Below are 26638 nucleotides of genomic sequence, written 5' to 3'. Positions count from 1 at the left end.
TGGATTCGCACTCAGGCCCGCTGTGTGTGCAGCAGGCCGTACAGCGGCTTGGCATGGGGATCGCGCTGGAAGGCGGTGATCACGGTCTTGGTCTCCAGGAAGCTTTCCAGACCGGCAATCCCGAACTCGCGGCCATAGCCGCTCTCCTTGTAGCCACCGAAGGGCGCGTCAGTACGGATGGCGTGCCAGTCGTTGATCCACACCGAACCGGCCTGCAGGCGGCGCGACATCCGCTGCGCCACCACCAGGTCGGCGGTCCAGACGCCGGCAGACAGGCCATAGGGGCTGTCGTTGGCAAGGGCGATGGCCTCCTCGTCATCCTCGTAGGTCATCACCACCAGCACCGGGCCGAAGATTTCCTCGCGGGCGGCCTTCATCCGGTTGTTCGTCCCGGCCAGCACCGTGGGGGCGATGAACAGCCCGCCCTCGCAGCCTGGCACCTGGACCCGCTCGCCGCCGCAGACCAGGTGCGCGCCCTCGTCGAGGGCCAGGCGGATGTAGTCGAGGACCTTCTCGCCATGGGCAACGCTGGACAGTGGGCCAACCGAGGTCGCCGGATCCAGCGGGTTGCCCACCGCAAGGCGCGCGGCGGTTTCCGCCAGGGCGGCGAGCAGCGGCTGCTCGATGGACTTGTGGACGATCAGGCGGGTTCCCGACTCGCACATCTGCCCGGCGTTCAGCATCACGCCGAACAGGGCACCATAAGCCACCAGATTGAGATCCGCGTCGGGCCGCACGATGGCCGCGCCCTTGCCACCCAGTTCCAGGGTGACGCGCTTGCAGGTCTCGGCGGCGGCCACCTGGATCAACTTGCCGACACGGCTCGAGCCGGTGAAGGAAATCTTGCCGATATCCGGATGCCGGCTCATCGCCGCACCCACCTCGTGGCCATGGCCGTGAACCACATTGAACACCCCGGGCGGCAGCAGGTCGGCGGTGATCTCGGCGAAGCGAGCGGTGGTCTGCGGCGTCAGTTCGGACGGCTTGACCACCACCGCGTTGCCCGCCGCCAGGGCCGGGATGGTCTTGGCCAGCAACAGCAGCAGCGGGAAGTTCCAGGCGGTGATCAGGCCGCAGACACCGATTGGCTCCTTCACCACCTGGCCGTGGGTCAGCTCGGGCAGCGGGCGTGCCGGCAGGTTCTCGACGAAGGGATAATCCTTGACGATCCCGGCCATGGTCCAGCAGATGTCGAGGGCCGCCGGCAGATCCAGGCCGGCGATGCGGCTGACCGTGCCCCCCGAACTGATGGACTCGAGGTAGACCAGTTCCTCCGCATGGGCGTACAGGCGCTGGGCCAGGGCATGGAGCAGCGTGGCGCGCTGCTCGCCGGGCATGTCGCGCCAGGCCGGGTCGGCGGCCGCCGCCTGGGCCGCGGCGACGGCCCGGTCGAGGTCCGCCGCGCTGCCGGCGGCTACCTCCGCGATGACCTCGCCCGTGGCGGGATTGTGCACCTCCAGGTACTGGCCGCCAGCCGGCGCCAGGGCACCGCCGGCGATGAAATGCTCGATGCGTGGTATCTGCATGCTGCGTCTCCTATGGGCTGCGGGGGGGAGATGCCTCAGAGCGTCCGGGCGATCAGCTCTTTCATGATCTCGGTGGTGCCGCCATAGATCCTCGATACCCGCGTATCGGCCCAGGCACGGGCGATGGGGTATTCCCACATGTAGCCGTAGCCACCGTGTAGTTGCACGCACTCGTCGATGACCCGGCACTGCAGTTCGGTCATCGAGTACTTGGCCATGGATGCCTCGGCCGCCTCCAGCTTGCCCTCGATGAACAGCTCGACGCAGCGGTCGAGGAATACGCGGCCGATCTGCACGTCGGTCTTAAGCCCGGCCAGCTTGTGGCGGGTGGTCTGGAACTGCAGGATCTCCTTGCCGAAGGCCTTGCGCTCATGGCAGTAGCGCACGGTCCAGTCCAGCGCCGCCTCGGCCAGGGCTGTGGCACTGATCGCCAACTGCAGGCGCTCCCAGGACAGCTCCTGCATCAGGTAGACGAAACCCTTGCCCTCCTCGCCGAGCAGGTTCCGCGCCGGCACCCGCATGTTGTCGAAGAACAGCTCGCCGGTATCCTGGGCCTTCATGCCGACCTTCTTCAGGCGCTTGCCCTTGGTGAACCCCGGCGTCGAGCTTTCCACCACGAACAGGCTGATGCCCTTGGCGCCTGCCGCCGGGTCGGTCTTGGCCACCACTATCACCAGGTCGCAATGCATGCCGTTGGTGATGAAGGTCTTGGAGCCGTTCAGCACGTAGTCGTCGCCATCGCGGACGGCGGTGGTGCGCACGCCCTGCAGGTCGGAGCCGGCGCCCGGCTCGGTCATGGCGATCGCGCCGATCATCTCGCCGCTGGCCATGCGTGGCAGGTAGGTCTGCTTCAGGTACTCGCTGCCGTTGTGCAGGATGTAGGGCGCGACGATTTCCGAATGCAGCGTCATGCCCAGCAGGTTGGTCGCGCCGACACGGGAGAATTCTTCCATCTGCACGACGCTGTAGCGCTTGTCCGCGCCCAACCCGCCGTATTCCTCGGGCATGCTGAAGCAGAGGAAACCGCTCTCCCCTGCCTTCGCCCAGACCTCCCGGTCGATATAGCCCTGTTCTTCGAAGCGTTCGTAATGAGGCAAGACTTGCGCCTCGAGAAAGCGACGGATCGATTCGCCGAATTGCAGGTGCTCTTCGCTGAACAAAGTGCGCGGGATGGTCATTGCGTCATTCCTCCGGAAATTCCACTCGAACGTGAGTACCGACAGTTGCGGATGGTCGCCAACCTAACGCAGCCCCCCCTGCTACACCCCCTCCCACACCGGGAGGGGTGGCACGCGGGCCTTTCTCTGCACTATGCGAAGGAGGCAACCGGAGCTATCCGGCAACTTCGGAGAGAGGAAACGCGAAATGAACAGCAAAGCTTATGTCGCCGGTGTCGGCATGGTGCCCTTCGTCAAGCCTGGCAGCGGCGTGCACTATGACCAGTTGGGGGCCGCCGCCGTACGCAAGGCCCTGGAGAACGCCGGCCTGCACTACCGCGACGTGCAGCAGGCAATCGCCGGCTACGTGTACGGCGACTCCACCGCCGGCCAGCGGGTCCTGTACCAGGTGGGCATGACCGGCATCCCGATCGTCAACGTCAACAACAACTGCTCGACCGGCTCGTCGGCGCTGTTCCTTGCTCGTCAGTTGATCGAGTCCGGTGCCGCCGAATGTGTGCTGGCCGTAGGCTTCGAGCAGATGCAGCCGGGCGCGCTGAAATCCCAGTGGGATGACCGCCCCTCGCCTTTCGCCAACTTCGACACGCTGTGTGACGAGATCTGCCCCTTCGAGCAGCCGCTGGCCCTGCGTTACTTCGGTGGTGCCGGCAAGGAATACATGGATCGCTACGGCGCCGGCCCCGAGCTGTTCGCCAAGGTCAAGGCCAAGGCCAGCCGCCATGCCGAGCACAACCCGATGGCCCTGCTGCGCAACGTCATCACTCCCGAGGACGTGATGGCCTCGCCGCTGGTCTTCCCCGAAGTCCATCTCCACCGCCTGATGGCCTGCCCGCCGACTTGCGGCGCCGCCGCGGCGATCCTGGTATCGGCCGACTTCGCCCGCAAGCACGGCCTCGACGCCAGCGTCTACATCGCCGCCCAGGCGATGACCACCGACCTGCCCGGCACCTTCGAGAAGCGCAGCATGATGGCCCTGGTCGGCGCCGACATGACCCGCGCCGCCGCCGACCAGGTCTACGCCCAGGCCGGCATCGGCCCGGAGGACGTGGACGTGGTGGAACTCCACGACTGCTTCGCGCAGAACGAGGTCCTCACCTACGAAGGCCTGCGCCTGTGTCCCGAGGGCGGCGCCACCGAATTCGTCGACTCCGGCAACAACACCTACGGCGGCAAGTACGTGGTCAACCCCTCTGGTGGCCTGCTTTCCAAGGGCCATCCGCTGGGTGCCACCGGCCTGGCCCAATGCACCGAGCTGGTCGAGCAATTGCGCGGGCAGTCCGGGGTACGCCAGGTCGCCAACGCACGCATCGGCCTGCAACACAACCTGGGGCTTGGCGGCGCATGCGTAGTCACCCTCTATCGCCGCGTGGATTGAATAACGCGGAATCAGCGAAGGAGATTCTGATGATTGACAAGAGCTTTATCGGCCTGACCCTGCCCACTAGCCGCTGGGAAGTCGAAAAGGGCCGCGTCCGGGCCTTTGCCCGTGCTATCGGCGATACCCGTCCGGAATGCCACGACGAGGAGGCGGCCAAGGCCCTGGGTTATCAGTCCCTGCTGGCGCCACCGACCTTCGCCTTCAGCGCCATCATGGATTCGCGCAGCCTGACCGAGATGCTGTCGCGGATGAGCGTACCCATCGCTCGAATCCTGCATGGCGAGCAGTCCTTCGACTACCAGGGCGCGATCTTCGCCGGCGACATCCTGACCGTGGAAACCCGGGTCAGCGACATCACCGACAAGAAGAACGGCGCCCTGGAGTTCGTCACCCAACTGACGACCCTCACCAATCAGAACGGCGAACGAGTGGGCGAGATGCGCACTGTCCTCGTCGTGCGCAACAAGTAAGGAACCGCACATGACGCAACTCAGCTACCACGACCTACAGGTCGGCGACCCGCTGCCCGAGCTCCGTCCGGCCCCGATCGACCGCGCTACCCTGGCCCATTTCGCCGGCGCCTCCGGGGACGACAACCCCATCCACATCGACATCGACTTCGCCCGTCGCGCCGGCATGCCCGACGTGTTCGCCCACGGCATGCTGGGCATGGCCTACCTGGGCCGCCTGCTGACCGGCTGGGTCCCGCAGTCGGCCCTGCGCTCCTTCAGCGTGCGCTTCGTATCCATCACCCACCTGGGCAACCAGCCGGTGCTGACCGGCCAGGTAGTGGAAAAGTTCGAACAGGACGGCGAGCACCGCGTCGGTGTCGAGGTGCAGATGGCCAACCAGTTCGGCGAAACGAAGATTCTCGGCACGGCCGTCATCGCCCTTGCGCAATAACCACAGAACGAGGAGAGAAAACACAATGGGCAAGCTCGACAACAAGGTGGCGCTGATCACTGGCTCCGGCCGTGGCATCGGCCGCGAAGTGGCTCTCAAGCTGGCGTCGGAAGGGGCCAGCGTGGTGATCAACGACCTGGACGCCACACCGGCGGAAGAAACCGTCGCCGACATCATCGCCCGTGGCGGCAAGGCCGTGGCCTGCATTGGCAGCGTCACCGCCCCGGACTTCGCCGAGCGCTTCGTCAAGACCGCGATCGACCATTTCGGCGGTGTCGATATCATCGTCAACAACGCCGGCTACACCTGGGACAACGTGGTGCAGAAGATGACCGACGAGCAGTGGTACGCCATGCTCGACGTGCACATGACCGCGCCCTTCCGCATCTTCCGCGCCGCCGCCGGCTTCATCCGCGAATCCTCCAAACGGGAAGCCGAGGCAGGCGTCGAGAACTTCCGCAAGATCGTCAACATCTCCTCGGTCGCCGGCCTCGGCGGCAACCCCGGCCAGGTGGGCTACTCCAGCGCGAAGGCCGGCATCGTCGGGATGACCAAGACCCTGGCCAAGGAATGGGGTCGCTACAAGGTCAACGTCAACTGCGTGGCCTTCGGCTTCATCACCACCCGCCTCACCGAAGCCACCGCCGATGCCGACGCCTCCGTGGACATCGAAGGCCGCAAGATCAAGGTGGGCATCAGCCCCGACCTGGCCAAGATGATGGAGCGCTCGATTCCCCTCGGGCGAGCCGGCCGTCCCGAAGAGGCCGCGGGCGCCGTCGCGATGTTCTGCTATCCGGAGTCGGACTACGTGTCCGGGGAAGTCCTGATCTGCGGCGGGGGCATCTCACTCTGAGATCCACCGTCGCTGACGCCGCCGACGGCGACATCCGTCACCGAAGCGGAAACGAAAAGGCCACTCGCAGGAGTGGCCTTTTCGTTTTCATCCCGTGGCGTCACGGGTGGCGGCGCCTTCAGGCGCCGCCTCCGCTCGAACCTTCGGCCGCCGCATGGGTCTGCCGGGGCGCGTCCTGCAACAGCGTCCGTGGCAGCACGAAACCATTGAACGGACGCTGGGTGAAGGGGTTCACCGCCTTCTCCGCCGTAACCCGGTAGCGCATGGCGCCATCGCCGGCCATGAAGCTCAGGTCCACGCTGTTGACGGCCGAGCCATTGAGCCGCGCCTGACTGAGCAGGCGGAACAGCGACCAGGGACCGCGATAGCTCAGGGTGCTGCTATTGCCGCTGCTGTTGACCAGGGTCACCCGGCTCTCGCCCCCCTCGCCCAGGCTGTTCGGCCAGATCAGCCCCACGCTGTTGCTGGGCCCGTGGTTGTAAGGCACCAACTGCCCTTCCACGCCCAGCACGCTGCTGCGCCGGTTCGGTGTCAGCCCCAGGGGCTCGACGGTGAACTGCACACCCAGCGCGCCGCGATTGTTGAAGAAGGCGTCGCGGATGCGGTTGGCCGTCTCCAGTTGCGTCAGCACGTCGGTCCGGACCAGATAGCCGCCGCGACGCTCGGAATACAGCGCGTCCAGGTTGTCCTCGAAGAACAGCTTGAGGTACTGGTCGCTGAACTGCCGCAAGCGCCCCTGCGGGCCGAAGAAGGCCGCGAAGTCTTCCAGGGAGGCATCGCTCCGGCTGGCGGGGTTGAACGGGTAGCGGCCCGCCAGGCGCTGGGCGTAGAAGCTGTAGACATCGGCATCCCAACGCCGCTCCAGCTCGCGCAGGGCCTCGATCAGCAGCACCTGGGAGGATTCGTCGGCCAGCTTCTTCACCTGGTGGTTGAGCGGCTCCGGCAGGCCGGTCGCCACGCGCAGGAGATTGCCGATGGGGTCCGCGCCCTTGAGGTTGAAGCGGTCCAGCACGACGTTCAACGCCGCCTTGCCCCGCTCCGGGCTGTCCTGCACGGACTTCATGAGGCTGTACACGTCGCCGACCGCTGCCATGGTCCCGTCCAGATAGGGCTGCTTGTCGCCCTTGGCGATCAGCAGCTCGCTCATCGGCGCGAACGCCCGGGCGATGCTCGCGGCCTGCTCGCGCCCCGAGGCGTCGCCGGCTGCCTCGCCAACCTTGGCGACGACCGCCTTGGCCTCTCCCGTGGCCGGCTCGGCTTCCGGGTAGAGCACCGAGTTGTCCCGGACGGTTTCCACCAGCCGGCGCATCGGCGCCGAGGGACTGGTCACGCTGCCCAGCACTTCCACCGCCTGGGCGATATTGTCGAAATCGACCACTTCCAACTGATTCAGGCCACGCCGCCAGGTATCGATGTAGTCGGCGTTGTAGAGCGTTCGGATACGCTCGGCCAGCGCCTGCTTGTCGGCCTCGGAGTAATCGATGCGCTTGCGTTCGCCAAGGGTCCACTGGTCGATGATCGCCAGGTCGGTCAGGTCCTTGCCGTACGGCTCGAAGTAATTGCGGAAGCCCCTGGCCGTGAGCAGCGCGTCTATGCGGGTGCCATCCCCCTCCAGGCTCTCCGGGGAAACCGACTTGTAGACGACGTCGAACGCCGGGCCTACCTCATGGCGCAGATCCAGGGGCGCATACAGTGCCTCGCGGGCCTGCTGCTTCATCGCCATGTAGACGCGTTGCTGCAGGGGAATCTGCCGCAACTGCTGCTGCACTTCGCGAACCCTCGGGCGGTACTGCGGCAGATCGGTATCGACATACTGCATGGCGTACTCGAGATGGTTCATCAGGGCATTCTGCACCCGCCCCTCGGCCTGGAAGGCGTTTTGCCAGACCTTGGCCATCCAGTCCTCGACCATGGCCGGCCGGCGGTTCTGGCGATCCTCGATCATGCGGTAGACCCGCAGCGCCGCAAGCTGGTCGTTGCTGTTCGGCTCGGCGTTGTTGATCGAATCCATCACCCCGCTGGCGATAGCCGGAAGGAAGCGTTTGGAGAGCAGTTGCAGATAGGCCTCGTCCACCTTGGGACCGATGCTGCGGCCCTGGTACAGGCCCATGTCCGAGACCACCGGCCAGGCATTGCGATAGTCACCGAACACGGAGACGGCACTGCGGATCTGGTCCAGTGGTTCCAGCAGGTTGCGGCCGGTCGGGTCGACACGGCCGTCGATGTTGCGCGCGCTGAATTCGCGGCTCTTGTCCAGCACGCTCGCCGCCTTCTCGCGGTTGACGTTGTAGTAGTGCTGCCAGCCCCCGATGACCACCAGGCAACCCAGGGCCGCGACCGCGCCACTCACGGCGAGAATGCGCTTCTTGCTGGCCAGCACGTTGACGTTGTCGCCGGCGAGCCCCGCTTCGGGATAGATGACCTGGTGGAACAGGCGCTGGGCGAAATAGACCACGGAGCGGCCATCCGGCTGGACCGCCTGCACGGGCACCTGCATTCCATAGGATTTCGCGGCGGCGTTGACGAAGGCATTGCACACCTGTCCCTGCTGGTACACCGACGAGAAATACACGCCGCGTACCAGGGCGGGCGTCGCATAGCGGTCGCTGCCGAGGATCTCCTGGAGGAAGCCGAGCAGCACGGGGCGCATGCCGGCAAGCTGGCGCACCAGCGAGAACAACCCATCCCGCTGCTCCAGGCCGCTCGTCTTGCCCAGGGCGTCGAAGACCTGTTCGTTGACCCGCCCGACGAAAGCGTCATAGCGCTTGGACAACTCCTCCAGCCAGGCATCGAAGTCGTCCACCGAGTCCAGTGTGAAGGTGAAGCCGAAGATGTCCTCCCGCACCGAACGCGGCAAGCGCTCGAAGAAAGGACCGAAACCGTCGAGTTGGTCGAACTTGCTCAGCACCACGTACAGCGGCGGCCGAGTGCCCAACTGGCGACTGAGCTCCACCAGGCGCGCCCTCAGCAGAAGGGCCAGGGCCTTGCGGTCGCTCACTTTCTGGGTCAGCAGCGTGACCAGATCGACGACCAGGACCACACCGTTGAGGGGGCGACGGCTGCGATTGCGGCCGAGCCAGCCCACCAGCCCTTCCCAGAGACGCGCGTGGGTACCCAGCGGCAGGTGGTCGTCGTCACTGGCGCGGGAGCTTCCGTCCTCTCCCTGCTCCGCCTGCCCAGGGCTTTCCTTGTCTTTTTCTCCGGCAGCCGAGGCCTCGGACTGGCTGATGATTTCACCCGGCGGATCGATCAGCACCGCCTGATCACCGATCCACCAGTCGACGGGATAGGCCAGGTCCGGATCGTCATGCAGCTTGCGGCTACCGGCCTTGGTCACGCCGGTAAGGCGGAAGTTCTGGTTCGAACGGTTGATGAGGCTGGTCTTGCCGGCGTTCTCCCGGCCGAGCACCAGATACCACGGCAGTTGGTAGAGCGGATTACGCCCGCCCAGGTTCTCACGCAGCATGGCCAGGCTGCGGTCCAGTGCCCGCTCCTGCGCCCGCACGAAACGCAGCACCGGATCGTGCTGGACCTGCATGGCCTGGCGACGTTCTTCCTCGAACTGCCTGTTGCGGCTGCGCAATACCAGGGCCCACGCCAGGGTGGGAATCAGCACCACGACGACGGTGAGCAGCACCCGCATGGACAGGTCCGCCAGCGGCTGGCTGTCACGCCAGGTCCACTGGGGACCCAGCCACCAGATGGCGACCAGCAGGAAAACGACGCCCAGCAGCAACAGAATGGGCATCGCGCTCTTGAACTGGCGCAGCAAAGGCAGGCCAAAGCGCTTGATGTAGGTCCAGATGATCATGACGGTACTCCTTAACCTTTGCTTCCCTGTTCGATGGCGGAATGGGGACGGATATGTCGCGCCAGGTGCTCGAACAGATCGGGCTCCCATACGGCGGCGGTCGTGCCTTGCATAAGCTCGCCGACATTGGCGTAGAGGCCCTCGGCCAGCCACGGCAGGCCGCGCGAGGCCAACAGGTCGGCGGCGATGACGGTCGCGTAGCTGCGCTGTCGCGGCGCGGTGAAACTCGCCTGCAGGTCCTGCAGGCGCTTGAGCACCACCTCGACGCCTTCGATCTCCAACTGGGCGGCCAGCTCTTCGCGCAAACCGCCGTACTCCTGAGCAGGCCCCGGTCCGGCCTCGCCGTCGCCGGTACCGCTGAGCCAGCCTCTGGTTTCCTCGTCGACGAACAGCCGGCCGTCGTGGAAGCGCAGCTCCATCAGCAGCGGTATGCGACGAACGAAGCGTTCGGCCGCATAGCGGATCGCCTCGGCCACCTCGTTCATCTCCAGGCGCCTGGCGACTCCCGCGGCGAGAAAGCTGCCCCGGATCCAGTACGGCGAGGACGCCACGCTCTTCTCGATCCGTTGCAGTAGCACGGGATCGACGACATTGGAGGACAGGGATTCCTGATAGGCCTCGACGGTATCCGCCGATACGCAGTGCAACTCGGTGCGCTGCTCGCTCTTGGCCATGGGCGCGGCACGGATATGCCCCCACAGGGCGAAACGACGTAGCGTGTAACCGGCGGGATCGTAGGCATCCTCCTGGTTGACGAAGTCGGCGACGGTCAGCAGCGTGCGTCGTATCTCACGCTCGTTGCTCATCTGCAGGCCGCCGCCGGTACTGAAATACTGCTCGCTGATGGCCTGTCCGCCCTGCTGCCCCGGAGCCGACACCGGCGGCGGTTCCGGGCGGATGGGCGAGCGGACTTCCTCCACCTTGCGCGCCAACTGCCGCTGCAACCGCGCCAGCGTCTCCTCGTCGAGCTGAGCCGTTCCGGCCTGTGCCTGCAAGCTCTCCAACGCATGGCGCGCGGAAGCCTCGTGCTCGTCGCTGAAGCCCGTGGCGCCGAGCTGGGACAATGCCTCCCCGAGACGCTCGAGGAACAACGCCAGCATCCGACGCTTGGCCGGATAACCGGTCGGTCCGGGCTTCGGATGGCCACTCTCCCAGAAATGCTCGACCATGCCGGCCAGGACACTCGCCGACTCCCCCCAGGCGCGCCAGGTCCGGGCTCGCAGCCTCGCCATCATGAGGTGGCCGGCGATCCGGAAATGCTTGCACTGGTTGCCCAGGTACTGGCGAGAGGCCTCGTCGACATACGGCCAGTCGATACGTCCTTCGTGCAGGCCGCCGAGCTTGACCATCTCCTGGTCGATGGCCTGATAGGTCTCGTCTTCCTCGTCGAAGTGGCCGGCCGGGTGGGTGGACTCCAGAGGCCTGAGCAAGGCTGCCAGGTCGAGCGGTTCGAACTCGGTCACCAGTGACATGCCTTTCTCTCCCGCTCGATCATTGCCTCCAGGCCCGTGGCATCGAACACCAGTCCGTCGAAGGGCGGGTAATCGCTTTCCACCTGGAGGCGGCTGCCCTTCCCCAGGCGACGCAGCAGATCGATGGCGACCAGTCCCCGTCCCGCGTCGACGATGCCGCCCTCCTCCAGCACCTGCCAGGTGGCGGCGTCCGATACCGGCCGGCCGTCCACCAGCAAGCGCAGCCGTACCTGATTACGCTCGATGGTCTTGTCCACCAGCAATTGCAGGCGCGTGATGTCGGACAGGCAACTGATCGCCAGGTACGGTCGCGGCGCCACGCTGCCCAGGGCCGGCGCGGATATCACCACCTGAACCGGGTCCCGTGCCTCCGTCATCAGGAACCGGCTGTCCTCCTCCTGGCGCTCGGCCTCGTTGCTGCGCATCAGTTCGACGATCAGGGGCTGGCGCACACTTTCGGTCGATGCGCCCGGCGCGCTGGAAACCGCTGGAGAACTGGGCGGATCGGCCGGCGTCCCGGCAATCGCGTCGAAACACGCCAGCCGATCGACCGCCACGCTGATGGCGGTGCAGTCGGCCGATGGCAGGGCATCGACGACGGTGGTGGTAACGGCGGCCATCTCGGTGGTGACCTTCGTTTCGACCTCATGGGTATCGTTCCGGGCCTCGCACCCGCTACCGGCGACCAGCGCCAGCAACAACAAAGGGGAAAGCGCTCTCATGAAGGACATGTCTCCCTGTCCAGGTTCCATTGCTGACACTTGCGTGCCAAGGTACGTTTAGGGATACCCAGGCTCTGCGCGGCCTGGCTGCGCGAGCCTTCGAACTGTCGCAGGCGGGTATCGATCATCAGTTTCTCGAAAGCCTCCACCGCCTCGGGCAGGCTGTCGCCCTCGAGCAGGCCGTTCAGTTCCGGCCGACTCTCACCACCTCCGGCGGCTCCATCCAGATGGGCGAGCCGCTCACGCACGACGTCGACACCGACGAGCGCTCCCCGTGGCGTCCGTTCGGCGGCGGCCAGCACCAGGCTGCGCAACTCACGGACATTGCCGGGAAAACCGTGCGCCTGGAGCAACGCCAACGCCTCCGGCTCGATACCGGCGACCGCGGCCTGGCGCTCGCGATTGAATTGCAGGAGCGTGTGGGCCACCAGCGGTTCGATGTCCTCCAGCCGCTCGCGCAACGGAAGCAGATGGAGGTTGTGCTGGCGGATGCGGAAATAGAGGTCCTCGCGGAAACGCCCGTCCCGGATCAGTTGCGCCAGTGGCTGGTGGGTCGCGCAGATCAGGCGGAAATCCGACTCCCGCTCCCGCGTGGCGCCCAGCGGCCGATACTTCTTCTCGTTGAGTACCCGCAGCAACCTGCCTTGCAGTTCGTAGGGCATGTCGCCGATCTCGTCGAGGAACAGGGTCCCGCCATCGGCTTCCGCCACCAGGCCGGTGCGCGTCTGCGTGGCACCGGTGAAGGCGCCACGGGTGCTGCCGAAGAGCTCGGCCTCGATCAGGTCCTTCGGGATGGCCGCACAGTTGACCGGCACGAACCGCCCGCTCCGCGAAGACGCCTGGTGGATCAACCAGGCGGCGTGATCCTTGCCCACGCCGGTCTCCCCGGTAATCAGCGTGGACAGGCTGGAGTCGGCGAGGCTGAACATTTCCTCGCGCACCTTGCACGCCACGTCGCTGACACCGACGAATTCAGCGGCCAGCAAACGCCTGGCGCCCGCCTTGTCCTTCTCGGCCTCGTGCGCCTGGCGTACCGAACGCTCGTAACGCACGCTCTCGACCGCCTCCAGTTGCTCCCGCAGACGCGCGAACAACTGCTCGTGCATGCCGGCCAATGCCTGCCACAGGGGATCACCATGCACATCCCTCAGTTGCCGTGCCGTGCCAATCAGAACATTCACGCCCAGGGCATGCCGACGGCCATCCGTCAGCGGCCAGGCCAGCAATGACCGGCCGGCCGGCAGGCATTCGCGCAGAGCTTCGAAACCCTGCCCCACATCGACCAGACGCAGGAGGTCATCTACCTGGCAGGGTTGGCCATCATGCAGGCTGTAGACCAGGGGATTGTCCAGCTCGCCCATGCCGATGACCGGCAGGGCCGTCACCGGCATGGCCGTGCTCGCCAGGGGAACGAGAGAGTCTCCAGCCGCATCGCGCCGGTAACAGAAGCCCAGCTCCAATTCATGCAGCCGTACGCTGCCGAGCAGGAAACATCTGGCGAGCTCATCCGGCCTCACGGCCGAAGCCATGTCCCGCGCCATGTTCGCGATCCCTAGCGCATCCATCTCCTTGATTCCTCAGTCCAGGGTCGCCAGGAAACTCCCGCCATCCCAATCCAGCCGGGCACCGGAAAATGGAACGCCGCCGGCCAGGCACTGCAGCACCGCCAACGACAGGGGCGGCAGCAACTCGCCGTCGATTCCGGCATCGAGCATGCGCGCCCCGTTCTCATGGCGCGTGCAACGGGCGCGCAGCTCGCTCCGCGCGCTGGTATCCACATCCAGGGTCGCGCCATAACGTTCGGAGAACTGTTTCTGGATGCGCGCCAGGCGCGCATCGACGATCTCGCCCAGCACCTCCTCGTCCAGGTAGCGGTACGGCACCACCTGCATGCGGGCGAGCAGCGCCGGCTTGAAGAAGCCCATGAGCCGGCTGCGCAGTGTTGCCTCATCCAGATCGCCCAGGGCGCCGTCCTGCTGGTCGAAACCCAGGTTCGAAGTCAGCATGAACAGGATGTTCTTGCAGTCGATCAGCCGCCCCTCGCCGTCCGCCAGTTCGCCTTTGTCGAAGGCCTGGTAGAAGATGTTCAGCACCTCCGGATGGGCCTTTTCCACCTCGTCGAGCAACACCACCGAATAGGGGCGCTGGCGGATCGCCTCGGTCAGCACGCCGCCCTCGCCGTAGCCGACGTAACCCGGCGGTGCGCCGAGCAGGCGGGAAACCGTGTGCTTCTCCTGGTACTCGGACATGTTGATGGTGGTGAGGAACTGCTTGCCGCCGAACAGGGCATCGGCCAGGACCAATGCCGTCTCGGTCTTGCCGACGCCGCTGGGCCCGACCAGCAGGAAGGCCCCCAGCGGCGTACCCGGACGGCGCAGATCGGCGATGGCGGTCAGCAGGTGACGATGGACCCGCTCGATGGCGGCCTCCTGCCCCTTGACCCGCTCGCGCAGGGTGGCGGGCAACTCCTGCAGCCGCTCCATGCGATCGCTGGTGATGCTGTTGATGGGAATGCCGGTCCAGTCGGCAATGACCTGAGCGATCTGCTCGTGGCCGACATCGGCGTGCAGCAGCGCTCCGTCCCGTTGCAGCTCGGCGAGTTGTCCGACCTTGTCGGCCAGCGCAGGAGCGGCGCCTGTCCCACGCTCTTCGTCCGCACCCTCCTCGACCTCGTGGCGCAGGGCGAGGATTTCCTCCACCAGGGCCTTCTGCTGCTCCCAGGCATGGTGCAACTGTCGCATTTGCGCCTGGACGCTCTCGCGGGACTCGTCCAGCGACGCCAGTCGGCGCTCATCGACCTGGCGGCCGGAACGCGCGTCGCGGCGCAACTGGGTGCTTTCCGAGTCGATCTGCAACAGTTCGTGCTCGAGTGCCGACAACCGTCGCGGCGGTTCGGCCAGGGCGGTCGCCACCCTTGCGCATGCGGTATCCAGCACATCGATGGCCTTGTCGGGCAACTGCCGGCCGGACAGGTAGCGCGCCGATAGCGCGGCGGCGGCACGCAGGGCGTCGTCGCCGATGTACACCCGGTGCGCCTGCTCGTAGATCGGACGAAGGCCGCGCAGGATATGCACGGCCTGCTCCTGGCTGGGTTCGTCCAGCTTCACCAGTTGGAAACGGCGGGTGAGCGCCGGATCCTTCTCGAAATACTTCTTGTACTCGGACCAGGTGGTCGCCGCGATGGTGCGCAACTCGCCCCGCGCCAACGCCGGCTTGAGCAGGTTGGCCGCATCGCTGCCGCCAGCGGCATTGCCGGCGCCGATCAGGGTATGCGCCTCGTCGATGAACAGGATGATCGGCTGCGGAGCGGCCTTCACCTCGTCGATCACCGCCTTCAGGCGCTTTTCGAACTCGCCCTTGACCGCCGCGCCGGCCTGCAGGGCACCGAGGTCGAGCCCCCACAGGGCGACCTGGCGCAAGGGTTCGGGAACGCGCCCCTGCACGATGCGCAGGGCCAGCCCTTCGACCACCGCGCTCTTGCCCACGCCGGCATCGCCGACCACGATGGGGTTGTTCTTCCGGCGCCGCGAGAGAATATCGATCATCAGGTCGATCTCGGCATCGCGGCACAACACCGGGTCGATGCCTCCCTTGCGAGCCTGCGCGGTGAAATCGTGTCCGAACCTGGCCAGCGCCGTATCGGACGACGTCAGCTCGGCGAGGGGGGCATGCCCTTTCTCGACGGTCTCCGAGGAGTTCGCCAGGAGCGTGCCGAACTGCTTGCGCAGCGTCTCCCGGTTGATGTTGTCGAGCAGGCGGATCGCCTGGAGCGGCAGGTAGCGCGCGGGATTGAGCAGGGCGGCGAGCAACGCGGCTCCACCACGAATCGCAGGCTGCTCGAGCTCCAGCGAGCCGATCAGCCAGGCCTCCTGCAGCAGTTCGACCAGCAACGGCGAGAATGCCGGGTACTGGTCGTGTCCGTCGCCCTGTTCGGGAAAGGCGCTGGAGAGCGCCTGGCGCGCCGAGTCCACATCCACGCCCGCATGCTTGAGCACCAGGCGTACATCTCCCAAAGGGTTATCCAGCAGCTTGAACAGCAGGTGGGCGACGGTCACTTCAGAGCCGCGCTGGCTGATGCACAGACTGGCGGCCTCCTCCAGGCCATGCCGGCAAACCGGGTTCAGACGCTCGATGAGCGCCGGCAGATCGATCCTGATCATCTGACAACTCTTGTAACGGATAACAGTCCTTTTTCGATACTCGCAGAGAACGGAGCTATCTGTAAATTCCAACTTTCTACGTCGAACCTACTTCACAAAATACCAAGACATGGCAATTAGGAAATTTCTTAAAAGTTAGAAATCACATTGCCATCATGAATACTTTCAGACGATAAATATGGCAGATAGCCACCTCTTGCGATTTCTGCTCAAGAACTGTTGAACTAGGAAAACGTGCCAACACGGCGACTACCGATGTGTTTGCGCAAAAGTTCGCGAAAAGCGGTGAAACCGTTAAGTAGTGAAAATTCAAACGTCTCGCATGGATGGCGAACTGACAGACGTTACTGTCGCTTCAACCCCATGCGCACTCGACCTACAGAAGGAGTTTGTCATGTCGAGCAAGCCCGGCTCCGTAGCCCCCCAGGAGCGCATCAACATCAAGTACGTGCCCGCAACGGGCGATCAACAGGCCGAGATCGAACTGCCATTGAAGTTGCTGGTCACCGGCGATTTCAAAGGTCACGGTGAAGAAACGGCACTTGAGGAACGCCAACCCGTTCGCATCGACAAAGATACTTTCGATGCTGTACTGGAAAAGGCGAACCTGAAGCTGGACATGGAAGTTCCATCAAAACTCGGCGCCGATGAATCCGATACCCTGCGTGTGAACCTGGCATTCAAGTCGATCAGCGATTTCACGCCCGACTCGATCGCCAAACAAGTTCCTGAACTCAACAAACTGCTCGAACTCCGGGAAGCACTCACCGCGCTCAAGGGACCGCTGGGCAACGTCCCCGCCTTCCGCAAGCAACTGCAAACGCTGCTGACCGACGAACAGGCGCGCGCCAAGCTGGCCAAGGAGCTCGACCTGGTACTTGACCAGCCCCACAGCTAGGGGCTGTACGAAAAGTCGTCGAGCGAAGGTCAGGCGAGGCAAAAATCGGTGAGGAAGCGGAGTTTACGAGTGCTAAATGAGCATTCCGAACCGGTTTTTAACGAAGCATCACCGAGCGCAGGCACTTTTCGTACAGAGCCTAAGACACGCCACCGAGAAGGGCCCTCAGCCCCACGCCTCCCCTTTTCGCCATCGCGCTGACAAGGAGTCACCGTCATGTCCCAAGAAAACACCTCGACCGTAGAATCCGCCGCTCCCGCCGCCTCCGCCGGCCTGCTGGACCAGATCATGGCCCAGACCCGAATCGCTCCCAGCCATGAAGGCTATGCCGTCGCCGAGCGCGGCGTCGCGGCATTCATCGCGGAGATGCTCAAGAGCGATGATCGCGAGCAACTGATCAACAAGGTGCTGGTCGATCAGATGATCGCCGAGATCGACCACAAGCTCGGCGAGCAGATGGATGCCATCCTCCACCATGCTGGCCTGCAGCAACTCGAATCGGCATGGCGCGGCCTGAAGATCCTGGTCGACCGGACCGACTTCCGCGAGAACATCAAGATCGAGATCCTCCACGTCACCAAGGAAGAGCTGCTGGAGGATTTCGAGAGCGCCGGCGACATCACCCGCAGCGGACTCTACAAGCACGTCTACACCGCCAACTACGGCCAGTTCGGTGGCGAACCGGTGGCCAGCATGATCGGCAACTACACCTTCGGCCCGTCCGCACCCGACATCAAGCTGCTGCGTTACGTCGCCTCCGTCGGAGCCATGTCCCACGTACCGTTCATTGCCGCGGCCGGTCCCGAATTCTTCAACCTAGACGACTTCCAGGGCCTGCCGAACCTGAAGGAAGTCAAGGACATCTTCGAAGGCCCGCGTTTCGCCAAGTGGCGCGGCCTGCGCGAATCGGAAGACGCCCGCTACCTCGGCCTGACCATGCCGCGCTTCCTGTTGCGCCAACCCTACGACCCGCTGGAGAACCCGGTCCGCAGCTTCTCCTATCGCGAAGCGATCGACGGCGACCACGACAACTACCTGTGGGGCAACACCGCCTACCTGATGGCGAGCCGCATCACCGAGTCCTTCGCCCGCTACCGCTGGTGCCCGAACATCATCGGCCCGCAATCCGGTGGCGCCGTGGACGATCTGCCGGTCCACCTGTACGAATCGCTCGGCCAGTTGCAGGCGAAGATCCCCACCGAGGTGCTGATCTCCGACCGCAAGGAATTCGAACTCGCCGAAGAAGGCTTCATTCCGCTGACCATGCGCAAGGACAGCGACAACGCCGCCTTCTTCTCGGCCAACTCGGTACAGAAGCCCAAGATCTTCGCCAAGACCCCGGAAGGCCAGGAAGCCCAGACCAACTACAAGCTGGGGACCCAGCTCCCCTACCTGTTCATCATCAACCGCCTGGCGCACTACATCAAAGTCCTGCAGCGCGAGCAGATCGGTAGCTGGAAGGAGCGTCAGGACCTGGAGCGCGAGCTCAACGTCTGGATCAAGCAGTACATCGCCGACCAGGAGAACCCTTCCGCCGACGTTCGCAGCCGTCGTCCGCTGCGCGCCGCCCGCATCGAGGTCCAGGACGTGGCGGGCAACCCGGGCTGGTACCAGGTGTCCCTGGCCGTGCGTCCGCACTTCAAGTACATGGGCGCCAACTTCGAGCTGTCGCTGGTCGGCAAGCTGGACAAGGAATAACCAGCCAGGACACTGACCCATGCCCAGGACGGCAGGGCTTGGCAGCCTGTTCGAACGACTCGATCCCGAGGCGATACCCCGGCGCGCCCTGTCGCGCCAGGATCTCGCCCACGAGCGCATACAGGCGATCAAGCGACATCTGGAATGGCTCCTCAACTCACACCAGGGCTGCTCCGCGAGCAGCCCTGGTGCGGGTCTGCGGGACTTCAACGACGCCTCCATGGGCAGCGCCGACCTCCAGTTGCGTGTCTGCGAAGACATCCGGCGCGCGGTGGCCATGCACGAGCCTCGCGTGAAGGTCCTCAACGTGAGGGCGCAACCTGACCCTTCGCAGCCATTGGAACTGCACTTCCGACTCGACTGCCTGGTGCCCGTCTTCAACTCGGAAGAACAGATGGAAATCGACCTCGTCATCAATGGACTGGACCGATCGACAAGGATCATGAGGTGAGGCAGGCATGCCGCTACGACAGAAATTCCGAGACGAGCTGAGCCAGCTACGCCAGCTAGGACGCCAGTTCGCCCACGACAATCCCCAGCTCGCGCGCTTCCTGGGCGACCAGGCGGCGGACCCGGATGTGGAGCGCCTGGTCGAAGGCTTCGCCTTCCTCACCGCCAAGCTGCGCCTGAAGATCGAGGACGACCTTCCGGAGCTGACGCACTCGTTGCTGCAATTGCTGTGGCCTAACTACCTGCGCCCGCTGCCCAGCGCCACCATCATCCGCTTCGACCCGGCGGGGCGGGCCATCAGCGAACGACAAGTCATCCCGCGCGGCACGCGGATTCTCTCCAGGCCGGTCGACGGTGTCTCCTGCGAGTTCCGCACCTGCACCGACGTCATCATCCACCCCTTGCGCCTGCTGGAGGTCAGCGATGCCCACACGCGCGAGAAATCCATCGTACGCATCGACCTGGGCTCGATCACCGACAACGACCTCAACGCCATCGACTGCGACAGGCTGGACTTCCACCTGAGCGGCGACGACACCACCGCGCAGACGCTCTATCTGTGGCTCGCCAAGTACCTCAGCGAGGTTCGCGTCGAGCTCAACGGTAAAGTGCAACGCATCCAGCCACGCCAGGTGAGCTTTCCCGGCTTCAATCCGGACGAGGCACTGCTGCCCTACCCTCGCAACGTCTTCGACGGTTATCGCATCCTGCAGGAATACTTCACCTTCCCGCAGCGCTTCCACTTCTTCAGCCTGAACGCCCTGCGCTCGCTCTGGCCCGCCGAAAAGGCCAGGCAGATCCGCTTCGAGTTCCATTTTTCCCGGCCGATGCCCGCCGATATCCGCCTGAGGACATCGGACATCTCGCTGTACTGTGCGCCGGCGGTCAACCTGTTCGCCCACGACGCGGAACCGATCAACCTCGATGGCCGGGCCGTCGACCAGCGCCTGCGGCCCATCGGCCACAGGCCGGAATGCTACGAGATCTTCAGCATCGACGAGGTGTACGGCTGGCGGCGAGACCCCGACGGAACACGCGGCGAGCGGCTGCGGACCTTCCATCCGTTCGAGTCGTTCCAGCATGAGATCGAGCACGCCCACGGGCGCAGCGCGCTCTACTACCGGACCCGCATAGAGAACGCGCTCAGCGAGGACGGGGTCGTGCATCGGGTCGCCTTCGTGCGCGACGACGAAACCGCCTACATCGGCGTCAGCGAGACCGTCTCGCTGGCATTGACCTGCACAAACCGCGACCTGCCGCTGGCCCTCGGCGCGGGCGACATCTGCCTGCCCTCCGGGAACACCCCGACCTACGCCTCGTACACCAACATCGTCCGTCCCACGCCCTCCTACCGCCCCGTGCTGGACGGCGGGCTGCAATGGACGCTGATCTCCAACCTCTCGCTCAACTACCTGTCGCTGCTCTCGGCCGAACCGTTGAAGGCGGTCATCCGCGCCTACGACTTCGCCGCGCTGCACGACATCCAGCAGGCCCGCACGACGCGCAAGCGCCTGAACGGCATCGGCGACGCCGTCACCGTACCGACCGACGTCCTCATGAAAGGCCTGCCGATCCGAGGCCTGAAGACCGTGCTGAAACTCGACCAGTCGGCCTTTCTCTGCGAAGGCGACCTGTACCTGTTCGGCACCGTGCTCAGCCACTTCTTCGCCCTGTACGCCAGCATCAACTCCTTCCACCAGTTGGAAGTGATCAACACCAGCAACAACGAGCGCTACGAATGGCCATTGCAGACCGGCAAGCAACCGCTGATCTAGCCGATGCCCTGCTGGCAGATGCGAAGAACTACAACTTCTTCCGGCTGCTCGAGCATCTGCACAACCTCCACGAGGACGACCTGGAGTCCTCCGAGACCCTGCACCCGGAGCGGCAGCGCGTCCGCCTGACCAGCTATGCCGGCCTGGGCTTCCCCGCCTCCGACATCGGTCTCGCCGAGCGCATGCCCGAGCATGCGCGCAGCGATTACCACGTGCAGGCGACATTCTTCGGCCTGCACGGACCGGACTCGCCGCTGCCCGGCTACTACCTGGACCGGCTCGCCTACGAATACGCCCAGGGCATCGGCATCCGTCCGGCGTTCTTCGACTTCTTCAACCACCGCCTGCTGACCCTGCTGCACCAGGCCTGGCGTAAATACCGCTACTACGTGCGTTTCCAGCGCGAGGCCAAGGACCGCTTCTCGCGCTACATCTTCTCCCTGATCGGGCTCAACGACGAGGAACTGCGCGGAGCCACCCCTATCCCATGGAGCCGCCTGCTCAGCTACGCCGGGCTGATCGCCAGCCGCAGCCGCTCGCCGACCGTGGTGGCGGGCATCATCGCGCACTGCTTCGACCTGACCACGGTGCACATCCGCGAGTTCGAGCTCCGCTACGTCGACATTGCGGAAAGCCAGCTCCTGGCCCTGGGCAAGCGCAACGGCACCCTGGGCGACAGCTTCGTCATCGGTGGCCGGGTCCGCTCGCGCAGCAGCAAGTTCACCATCGTCATTTCCGATCTCGACCAGCGCCGCTTCCGGGAATTCCTGCCCAGCGGCGAGAACTACGGGCGCCTGCGCAAGCTCATCGACTTCCTGCTGCGCGACCCGGCCGCCTACGACCTGGAACTGGGGCTGCGCCAGGAGGAAGTGCCCCCCTTCAATCTCGGCAGGACCAACGGTACCCATCTGGGCTGGACGAGCTTCGTCGACCACAAGGTCCTGCGCAAACAATCCACCGTCCGCATCAAGGTGCGCTCATGAACGAATCGGCCGCCCCTCGCCGCATCGCCCTCGCAGTCGTCAACCCGCAAATGCTGCAGCAGGGTTGCGCGCCCACCCACACCTTCGACAGCACCGGCGGCACCATCGGTTGCCGCGGCGCGAACTGGATACTCACCGACAGCCGTGACCGCGTGCATGCGATCCACTGCGAGATCCTGTTCGAGGAAGGCAATTTCTGCGTGATCGACCGCTCCGGGCACACCCGCGTCAACAGCAACGAGAGCCCCGTGGGCCAGAACGTCAGCGCCCGCCTGGGCGAGGGCGACACCCTGCATGTCGGCCCCTACAGGATCGTCGCCCACCTGCAGGATCAGGACCACCAGCTTCCCGATCCGTCGCGCCACCTCAGCCAGTACGGCGTCGGAGAAATGCTCAACGACCAGGGCGCACAACTGGACGAACTGGCCAACGGTCCCGCCGCGCCAGACATGCGCCCGGAGAGGGACAAGGGCCGCTCAGCCCTGGACGATCTCGTCGAAGGCACGCAACGCGACAGCGCCCTCGACCCCCTCGCCGCCCTCGACGAAGCCGAGCGCCGTGCCAAGGAGCAGGCGGAGAAGCGCTCCTCGAACCCGTTCGACCCCACCCACTATGGCCTGTCGCCATCCACGACCCAGGCGGACCTGGCCGAAACCCGATTCGAAGCCGTATCCGGCATTCCCCTGCCCCATTCCGGAGAACCCAACATGACGCAGCAATACGATTACTCGACGCCGGCCGCTCCGGTGATTGGCGGCGATCCCCAGCAAGCCATCGAACCCCTGCTGCAAGGGCTCGGCGCCCCGATCGGCCGGCTCGACGGGCAATCGGCCCACCAGTTGCTGCTGGAGGCCGGACAGGCCCTCAATGCCACCATCCGCGGCATCGCCGCCCTGTACGGCAGCCAGGCCGGTACCCAGCAGCGCCTGGCGCTGCTCAACCGCACCCTGCAACCGATCGAGGACAATCCCCTGCGCCTCGGGCAGAGCTACGACGATACCGTCCGCGCGCTCTTCTCCAGCGACCGCAGTGTCGTCCACCTGTCCCCCAGGGCGGCCATCGACGAGAGCCTGGCCCAGGCGCGCCAGCACAACACCGCGATCATCCAGGCCATCAGCGCGAGCCTCGATGCCCTGTTGCGCTCCTTCGCTCCCGACGTGCTCCTGCAGCGCTTCCAGCGCTATCGGCCAGGCCATACCGCACAGTCGGAAAGCAACGATTGGGCGTGGCAGATGTACACCCACTACTACAACGAGCTGACCTCCTCCCGCCAGAAGGGCTTCGAAAAGCTGTTCTGGGAAGTGTTCGAACAAGCCTACGACCAGGCCCTTCGAGCGGAAGCCCAATGAAAGCCCGACGCCCTATCCTGCTGTTGCTGGCCGGCACGCTGATAGGCGGATGCGGCCTGTTCGGCGGCGAGAAGGAAAAAGCACCGCCCACGCAACTCTCGCTCAGCCTGTACGCGGCCCCAGACGTCAATCCCAACCCGGCCAGCGTACAGCCGGAACCCACCGACGCCACGGCGACGCCTCCCGGTGCGGCGCCCGTCCAGCAGGCGGGTCTCGGAACCGGGAATGAAGGCCCCTACCGCATCAACCTGAGCGGTAGCAGCCACGTCGACCTGACCGAGAAATTGCGCGCGCTGCTCGAATACATGCAGCAGGAAGGCACCGGCTCGTCCGAGTACGGCAAAAAGCCGTCCCTGAGCCTGCAGTTCGACCCGGCACTGCAGATGCCTGGGAAACCTTCCGCCCATCCCGCACCGGACAAGTCGGCCTGGCGTCCCGGCGTGCCGTTCCCGATCGATACCGACCAGCCCCCTGCCCTGGGGCAATACGCCGAAGAGATGGTCGACGGCCTCCAGGAGCGACAGAACGCCTTCGCCTCCAGGGAGGCGGCCACGCCCATTACCTTCAAGGTCCTGCAGCTCAAGGACGACTCGCTGTTCCTCAGCGCCGACCACGACATGCTCACCAAGAACCTGAAGAAGGCCCTGGGCAAGACCTACCTGGACGACGACGACTACGTCCTGCAGCCGGGCCAGTTCAAGTTCATCGACTACGCGGAAATCGACGAGAAGACCCACTACCTGGCCGTGATGGCGAACTTCCACAACCAGGACGGCGCGGTCTGGAAACAGGTGCTCCGCCTCGAACCCACCGGACACAAGTACGCCGTGCTGGTGACCCTGACCGACACCCAGGTCGCCATCACCGATGAAAGCTACCGCCAGCCGAAGCCGAGACCCACACCATGACTTCAAGGAACCCCGTCATCTGGAGCGAAGGACTGTTCGTCAAGCCCCAGCACTTTCAGCAACAGTCTCGCTCGCTGGAACACCTCATCCACCAGCGGGTGAACAGCGTCAGCGAACACCTGTACGGCTTCAGCGAACTGGAGCTCAACCACGAGTACCTGAGCTTCGGCAAGATCGCCATCGTCCGCGCCCGTGGCGCCATGCCCGACGGCAGCACCTTCGACATTCCCAACGACGTGCCGCCACCCACACCGCTGGCGATCAACGACCTGTCGGCCGTCAACCAGGTGGTGTACCTGACCCTGCCGCTACGCTCCGATGGCGTGCTGGAAATCCAGTGGCCCGACAGCTATGCCAACACTCGCTATGTGGCGCGCTCCGAGGAGGTCAAGGACAGCCACAGCCTGGAGGGCGACCACGTCCAGATGGACCTCGCCCTCCCGAACCTGCAACTGTCCCTGGAACGCGACGACCGCAGCGCCTTCACCGGCATCGCCCTGTGCCGCATCCTCGACAAGCGGCCGGACGGCAGCCTGGTGCTGGATGAAGCCTTCTACCCCACCAGCCTGTCGCTCACCGCCATCCCGCCGCTCCAGCGCTTCCTCGGTGAAATCGCCGGCCTCATGCGCGAGCGCGCGAAGAACATCGCGGAACGCATCGGCTCACCCGGCCAGGCCGGCGTGGCGGATGTCACCGACTTCAACCTGCTGCAGACGCTCAACCGCCTGCAGCCCTATTTCCAGCATCTCTCGCGCCTTCGCCACGTGCACCCCGAACAGCTCTACATCGCCTTCAGCCAGGCATGCGGAGAACTGGTCACCTTCACCGACGAAGGGCGCCTGCCGCAGGAATATTCCCCCTACCAGCACGACGACCTGCGCCTGTCCTTCCGCACGCTGGAGGAAACCTTGCGACGCGCCCTGAGCACCGTCCTGCAACCGCGCGCCGTCTCCCTGCCGATCGTCAAGCAGCAGTACGGCATGCTCACCGCCGCCGTCCAGGACAAGCGCCTGCTGGCCGACGCCGAATTCATCCTCGCCGTGCGCGCGCGCATGCCGCTGGAAAAGCTGCGCCAGCAATTCGTGCAGCAGGCCAAGGTCGCCTCCATGGAAAAGCTGCCCGAACTGGTCAGCCTGCAATTGCCGGGCATTCCGCTCAGCCCCCTGCCGGTGGCGCCGCGCCACCTGCCCTTCCATGCGGGCTTCACCTACTTCCAGCTCGACCGTTCCCACCCCAGTTGGCAAATGATGCGCGAAACCGCCGGTTTCGGCTTCCACATCGCTGGGGAATACCCCGAGCTCGAACTGCAGTTCTGGGCCATCAGGAGCCAATGACATGAGCAGCACCGAAACCGCCAGCCGCCGTACCGACTACCAGCGAACCACTCCGGCGTCTGTCGTCACGCAGAAGCAGGACATCATGTTCGAAGGCATCCAGCACATCGACCACGACGAAGACCTCGACTTCCAACTGCGCGGCCATGGCTACAACCCGATGGTGGACGGCGCTCTCCCACTGTTCGGGCTGGTCATCCGCCTGCGCGGGATGGAGAAATACGAAGACGTGGGCGGGCTCTACGAGATGGTCCGCAAACAGATCGCCGCGCTCGACGAGGAAATCAACCAGCACAACTACGACACCGCTACCCAGCTCGCCTTCCGCTACGCCCTGTGCACCTTCGTCGACGAAGCGGTAATGGGCACCCCCTGGGGCTCCAAATCCATGTGGGCGCAGCGCTCCCTGCTCAGCGCCTATCACGACGAGACCTGGGGCGGCGAAAAGTTCTTCACCATCCTCTCGCGCATGCTGATGGAGCCGGAGAAATACCGCGACGTGCTGGAGTTCAAGTACCTGTGCCTCTGTCTCGGCTTCAGGGGCAAGTACGGCCTGCAGCACGACAACAACGACAAGTCGCTCCAGGCCCTCATCGACAAGCTGCACCGCACCTTGCGCGAACTGCGCGGCGACAGCCCCGAGCAACTGACCGACGCCAGCGCCAACGTCACCTCCCGGCGTTATCGCATCGGCCGGCAACTGCCCTGGTGGGCGCCCTGGATCGCCGCCGCGGCTCTGCTGGCCTGCGTCTACATCCTCTACGCCATGAGCCTCGGCAACACCACGGAACAGGTCCTGCAATCGCTGGACGAGATTCTCAGGCACTGAGCCGCGGATCACCTCAAGGAGCTGCACGCGATGCCCCGCCAATCCGACCTGCGCTTCACCTTCGCGCCCGCCAGCGGCGACTTCGAGGTCATCTCCTTCGAGCTGGACGAAGGGCTGTCCACGCCCTTCCGGTTGACCCTCGAGCTCTCCAGCCGCGATCCCGCCGTGGATTTTGGCGCGATCCTCGACCGGCCCGCGCTGTTCACCCTCTGGCACGGCGAACGCGCGGTGCGCCATGTCCACGGCCTGGTCAGCGCCTTCGCCCAGGGCGACACCGGCTTTCGCCGCACCCGCTACAGCGCCGTGGTCGAACCCGCCCTGGCCCGCGCCGAGCTGCGTTCCAACTGGCGGATCTTCCAGCAGCGCAGCGTCCCGCAGATCCTCGACAGCGTCCTTCGCGCCCAGGGCATC

General features: G+C 65.0%; 21 protein-coding genes. 14 read left to right on the top strand and 7 right to left on the bottom strand.

Going from position 1 to position 26638, the window contains the following annotated elements; translation table 11 throughout:
* Nucleotides 1-11: 11 nt before the first annotated feature.
* Together PSEWESI4_RS18455 and PSEWESI4_RS18450 are read right to left on the bottom strand one after the other, a co-directional pair.
* Nucleotides 12-1526, bottom strand: coding sequence for an aldehyde dehydrogenase family protein (locus PSEWESI4_RS18455; protein WP_187672691.1), 1515 nt, complete (start codon nt 1524-1526; stop codon nt 12-14).
* 35 nt (nt 1527-1561) lie between these two features.
* Nucleotides 1562-2704 carry an acyl-CoA dehydrogenase family protein gene (locus PSEWESI4_RS18450; RefSeq protein ID WP_187672690.1) on the bottom strand — a complete coding sequence of 381 codons (1143 nt, stop codon included), beginning with the start codon at nt 2702-2704 and terminating at the stop codon, nt 1562-1564.
* A 187-nt stretch (nt 2705-2891) separates the two neighbouring features.
* Here PSEWESI4_RS18450 and PSEWESI4_RS18445 point away from each other — a divergent pair, with 187 nt between their 5' ends.
* The 4 genes from PSEWESI4_RS18445 to PSEWESI4_RS18430 are packed head-to-tail and all read left to right on the top strand — an operon-like array spanning nt 2892 to nt 5838.
* Nucleotides 2892-4079, top strand: coding sequence for a lipid-transfer protein (locus tag PSEWESI4_RS18445; RefSeq protein WP_187672689.1), 1188 nt, complete (start codon nt 2892-2894; stop codon nt 4077-4079).
* Between the two features lie 29 nt (nt 4080-4108).
* Nucleotides 4109-4552 (top strand): MaoC family dehydratase N-terminal domain-containing protein, encoded by a 444-nt coding sequence (locus PSEWESI4_RS18440; RefSeq protein WP_187672688.1) that lies wholly within the window; start codon nt 4109-4111, stop codon nt 4550-4552.
* Between the two features lie 10 nt (nt 4553-4562).
* On the top strand, nt 4563-4985 hold the full coding sequence (locus tag PSEWESI4_RS18435; RefSeq protein ID WP_187672687.1) for a MaoC family dehydratase: 423 nt from the start codon (nt 4563-4565) through the stop codon (nt 4983-4985).
* A 25-nt stretch (nt 4986-5010) separates the two neighbouring features.
* On the top strand, nt 5011-5838 hold the full coding sequence (locus PSEWESI4_RS18430; RefSeq protein ID WP_187672686.1) for an SDR family NAD(P)-dependent oxidoreductase: 828 nt from the start codon (nt 5011-5013) through the stop codon (nt 5836-5838).
* 118 nt (nt 5839-5956) lie between these two features.
* Here the strand turns inward: PSEWESI4_RS18430 and tssM are convergent, their stop codons facing one another.
* The 5 genes from tssM to tssH form a co-directional block, all read right to left on the bottom strand.
* On the bottom strand, nt 5957-9649 hold the full coding sequence (gene tssM, locus PSEWESI4_RS18425; RefSeq protein ID WP_187672685.1) for a type VI secretion system membrane subunit TssM: 3693 nt from the start codon (nt 9647-9649) through the stop codon (nt 5957-5959).
* 11 nt (nt 9650-9660) lie between these two features.
* On the bottom strand, nt 9661-11121 hold the full coding sequence (gene tssA / locus PSEWESI4_RS18420) for a type VI secretion system protein TssA (protein ID WP_187672684.1): 1461 nt from the start codon (nt 11119-11121) through the stop codon (nt 9661-9663).
* A complete protein-coding gene (vasI, locus tag PSEWESI4_RS18415; protein ID WP_235978964.1) occupies nt 11109-11852 on the bottom strand; it encodes a type VI secretion system-associated protein VasI in 744 nt (247 codons plus the stop codon). The genes tssA and vasI overlap by 13 nt, the downstream gene beginning before the upstream one ends.
* The gene (locus PSEWESI4_RS18410; RefSeq protein WP_235978963.1) at nt 11840-13234 is read right to left on the bottom strand and encodes a sigma 54-interacting transcriptional regulator; all 1395 of its coding nucleotides are present in this window, start codon (nt 13232-13234) and stop codon (nt 11840-11842) included. The genes vasI and PSEWESI4_RS18410 overlap by 13 nt, the downstream gene beginning before the upstream one ends.
* A 186-nt stretch (nt 13235-13420) precedes the next feature.
* Nucleotides 13421-16003: a type VI secretion system ATPase TssH gene (gene tssH, locus PSEWESI4_RS18405; RefSeq protein WP_187672682.1), complete on the bottom strand. Its 2583-nt coding sequence runs from the start codon at nt 16001-16003 to the stop codon at nt 13421-13423.
* Nucleotides 16004-16397: 394 nt separating this feature from the next.
* Between tssH and tssB the strand changes: the two genes are divergently transcribed.
* The 10 genes from tssB to PSEWESI4_RS18355 all read left to right on the top strand — a co-directional run.
* Entirely contained in the window at nt 16398-16901 is a 504-nt protein-coding gene (tssB, locus tag PSEWESI4_RS18400; protein WP_187672681.1) for a type VI secretion system contractile sheath small subunit, read from the top strand.
* A 216-nt stretch (nt 16902-17117) separates the two neighbouring features.
* Nucleotides 17118-18599: a type VI secretion system contractile sheath large subunit gene (gene tssC, locus PSEWESI4_RS18395; protein ID WP_187672680.1), complete on the top strand. Its 1482-nt coding sequence runs from the start codon at nt 17118-17120 to the stop codon at nt 18597-18599.
* A gap of 19 nt (nt 18600-18618) precedes the next feature.
* Nucleotides 18619-19050, top strand: a complete 432-nt coding sequence (tssE, locus tag PSEWESI4_RS18390; RefSeq protein WP_187672679.1) for a type VI secretion system baseplate subunit TssE — start codon at nt 18619-18621, stop codon at nt 19048-19050.
* A gap of 7 nt (nt 19051-19057) precedes the next feature.
* On the top strand, nt 19058-20824 hold the full coding sequence (gene tssF, locus PSEWESI4_RS18385) for a type VI secretion system baseplate subunit TssF (protein ID WP_187672678.1): 1767 nt from the start codon (nt 19058-19060) through the stop codon (nt 20822-20824).
* A complete protein-coding gene (gene tssG, locus PSEWESI4_RS18380) occupies nt 20788-21807 on the top strand; it encodes a type VI secretion system baseplate subunit TssG (protein ID WP_187672677.1) in 1020 nt (339 codons plus the stop codon). The genes tssF and tssG overlap by 37 nt, the downstream gene beginning before the upstream one ends.
* Entirely contained in the window at nt 21804-23156 is a 1353-nt protein-coding gene (gene tagH, locus PSEWESI4_RS18375; RefSeq protein WP_187672676.1) for a type VI secretion system-associated FHA domain protein TagH, read from the top strand. Before tssG ends, tagH begins: the two co-directional genes overlap by 4 nt.
* Nucleotides 23153-24064: a type VI secretion system lipoprotein TssJ gene (gene tssJ / locus PSEWESI4_RS18370; protein ID WP_187672675.1), complete on the top strand. Its 912-nt coding sequence runs from the start codon at nt 23153-23155 to the stop codon at nt 24062-24064. Before tagH ends, tssJ begins: the two co-directional genes overlap by 4 nt.
* Nucleotides 24061-25398: a type VI secretion system baseplate subunit TssK gene (tssK, locus tag PSEWESI4_RS18365; RefSeq protein WP_187672674.1), complete on the top strand. Its 1338-nt coding sequence runs from the start codon at nt 24061-24063 to the stop codon at nt 25396-25398. The genes tssJ and tssK overlap by 4 nt, the downstream gene beginning before the upstream one ends.
* A gap of 1 nt (nt 25399) precedes the next feature.
* Nucleotides 25400-26227 carry a type IVB secretion system protein IcmH/DotU gene (gene icmH, locus PSEWESI4_RS18360; protein WP_187672673.1) on the top strand — a complete coding sequence of 276 codons (828 nt, stop codon included), beginning with the start codon at nt 25400-25402 and terminating at the stop codon, nt 26225-26227.
* Nucleotides 26228-26257: 30 nt separating this feature from the next.
* A partial coding sequence (locus PSEWESI4_RS18355) for a contractile injection system protein, VgrG/Pvc8 family (protein WP_268960801.1) occupies nt 26258-26638 on the top strand: 381 nt, incomplete at its 3' end.

Origin of the sequence: Zestomonas carbonaria (assembly GCF_904061905.1) — a bacterium.
Classification (GTDB): Bacteria; Pseudomonadota; Gammaproteobacteria; order Pseudomonadales; family Pseudomonadaceae; genus Aquipseudomonas; species Aquipseudomonas carbonaria.
The sequence above is the reverse complement of the archived record's forward strand: the minus strand, read 5'-3'. Positions and strand labels throughout refer to the sequence as shown.